The organism is Bacillus haikouensis (assembly GCF_013179555.1).
GTDB lineage: Bacteria > Bacillota > Bacilli > Bacillales > Bacillaceae_B > Rossellomorea > Rossellomorea haikouensis_A.
The window spans coordinates 1-2,821 of record NZ_JABMCR010000404.1 but is presented as its reverse complement, the minus strand read 5'-3'; the positions used below and the strand labels follow the sequence as shown (position 1 = coordinate 2,821).

Annotated in this window: 3 protein-coding genes; 2 read left to right on the top strand and 1 reads right to left on the bottom strand. The window is 40.5% G+C overall.

The genetic code is table 11. The annotated features are described in order from the left end of the window. Positions 1 to 951, top strand: a 951-nt coding sequence (lsrB, locus tag HP456_RS22260; RefSeq protein WP_216663386.1) for an autoinducer 2 ABC transporter substrate-binding protein LsrB, incomplete at its 5' end; no start/stop codon positions are given. Positions 952 to 1,256: 305 nt separating this feature from the next. On the opposite strand, the gene HP456_RS22255 is transcribed toward lsrB, so the two are convergent. After that, positions 1,257 to 1,592 (bottom strand): hypothetical protein, encoded by a 336-nt coding sequence (locus tag HP456_RS22255; RefSeq protein ID WP_172255167.1) that lies wholly within the window; start codon positions 1,590 to 1,592, stop codon positions 1,257 to 1,259. Positions 1,593 to 1,884: 292 nt separating this feature from the next. Here HP456_RS22255 and HP456_RS22250 point away from each other — a divergent pair. Beyond that, the coding region (locus HP456_RS22250; protein WP_172255164.1) for a zinc-ribbon domain-containing protein at positions 1,885 to 2,821 on the top strand (937 nt) is incomplete at its 3' end.

Genomic DNA, 2,821 nt, shown 5'->3' with positions numbered 1-2,821 from the left:
AAAGATGCAAAGCTTGCCTTCATCCCTAAACTAACAGGTGTCGGCTTCTTCACATCGGGTGGCCAGGGGGCGAAAGAAATGGCGGATTCCTTAGATGTAGAATTAAAGTATGACGGACCGTCTGAAGCATCCGTATCCGGTCAGGTGAAATACATCAATAACTTTGTGAACCAAGGCTATGATGCGTTAATGATTTCCTCCGTATCAGTCGACGGACTAAGTCAATCACTCAAACGGGCCAAAGACAAAGGAGTAAAGATCCTGACTTGGGATTCAGATGTGAAGCCCGAGGATCGTTCCTTCTATATTAACCAGGGAACTCCCGACCAATTAGCTGAATTATTGATTCAAATGACCTCCGACCAAATCGGGGATTCCGGCAAAGTGGCCTTCTTCTACTCCAGCCCAACCGTAACAGACCAGAACCAATGGGTCACCAAAGCCAAAGAAATCATCGCAGAAAAATACCCGAACTGGGAAATCGTCACCACTCAATACGGTGAAAACGATGCACAAAAATCACTGACAGTCGGAGAAAGCATCCTGAAAACATATCCTGACATCGATGCCATCATCTGTCCAGATGCCACAGCCCTGCCTGCCATGGCCCAAGCAGCAGAAAACCTTGATAAAGCTGGAGATGTCGTCGTAACAGGCTTCTCTACTCCAAACGTCATGCGTGACTACGTCAAACGCGATACCGTTAAACAATTCGGATTATGGGATGTGAAAAAGCAAGGTGCACTTGCTGCATATGTAGCCTATCTTATGACCGTTGAAGGGAAAGAGCTTAAAGTTGGAGACGAGTTTGACGTTCCTGAAATCGGTAAAGTTAAAATCGAGCCGAATAGTATTCAAGGGTATGATTATGAGGCGGACGATAGCGGGATCATCCTATTGCCTGAGCGGGTTGTGTTTACGAAGGATAATATTGATGAGTATGATTTTTAAATGAATGTATTTAAAGGATTGATAGAGTTTGCTGAAAAGTAATCTGTCAATCCTTTTTTTTCTATCACTATTTCGTAATCAAATGAGATGAAATAAATATTTAAATTTAAAACATTCCCCAATCTCTTCTATTGTCACGGGTGTGATTTTGTGGGATGGTTTAGGCTGGGATATGCGCCGGTATTGCATTATATACCAATAAAAAATGCAATCATGCAAGGAATATTGCTTTCCTTTCACGATTGCATTTTTCTAATTATGAAACTTTTATTCTAATATCATTTTGTTATTCACTTACAAATTAATTAGTAAAAGTTCCACTTGTCAATATCGGGAATATAAAGAGGGTTAATCCCCTTATTATGCAGATCCATATTAACATCGTTTTCGAATTCTGTGTAATTAGGGATTTCTACATCTGTAAATCCATCAGGAGAGCTAGCATATGAGCTAATTTCATATAGTCCCATGTCTTCATCATAAATAAATTCCACCGTAACATTTACTCTATAACTTTTCCAACCCTCATCACCATACGACTTACTTTCATATTCATAATTAAATTCAAAATGATCAGGAGGATCATTATCCCCACCATTACTTTGATTTAATAAACCAAAGACTTTATCTAAAAACCCCATATTTTCCCCTTCTTTCAATTTAATAATTAAAGTATATTCTTTTTTGTTTGCCAGTATACGAGTTTCTTATAATGCTATTCCTATTGATAATTTGGATGTAATTTAAGAATTACCAGTTACCACTTGACTCTGTCCTTGAGAAATATCTTGTGTAAGCCATGAGTTCCTTATATTTGCAATATATTTTTAACCTCCCTTTCGAAAAAGGAAGGATTTGGAACAATCTTCCCCTAAAGTACTGTGATAAATTATCTATAGATAAGATACAATAACCTGACTTGGAGATGTACATATGAATCTTGAAGAAATCTTCGCTAAAAATCCTTCCTTGAAGACCCAGTGGCACGACGGGAAAAATGTAGATATAGAAACAAACAACATACGTTTGAAAGACAAGGCATGGTGGATATGCGATGCTTCCCATGAATGGGAGGCTGCCTTTTCTAACAGAGTAAAGGGGACCGGCTGTCCTTATTGCGCTGGTAAAAAAGTTACATATGAAGATAGTTTAAAAGGAAAATTTCCAGATTTAGCAAAGGAATGGCATCCTGATAAGAATACTAAACAACCGGATACAGTTTCTCCGGGTTCCCATAAGAAAGCCTGGTGGATTTGTGCAGACGGACACGAGTGGGAATCACGCATCAACGTACGATCGGCTGGTTCCAAATGTCCCTATTGCTCTGGCAGACTTGCCGATGATAAGAATAACTTAAAGGTATTATGCCCGCACGTTTCCGTAGACTGGCATCCTGATAGAAATGAAAAGCAGCCATCTGATTATTTACCCTCAAGTAATAAAGTGGTTTGGTGGTTATGTGGGAATGGGCATGAGTGGAAGGAAAATATCAGGACACGGAGCCAACAGCAGGGGTGTCCCTATTGCTTAAAGAAAAGACCGAGTCCCGAGTATAACTTAGCAATCCTTTATCCCAACGTTTCCGATGAATGGCACCCAACTAAGAATCGAGATCTTATACCTGCTGAAGTGATGCCGTTCACCTCCAAACGGAAAGCTTGGTGGCTCTGCAGTAAAGGTCATGAGTGGGAAGAAACCATCGGTCATCGAACGAAGGATGGTCTCGGGTGCCCTTACTGTAACAGACGGAAAGCAAACAAAGGGAACAGCATTGTCACGCCCCATCCACATCTGGTCAAGGAATGGCATCCTGATCATAATGAAGGGCTGACTCCTTCCCAAGTATTATCAGGGACAGAGAAGAAAGTGT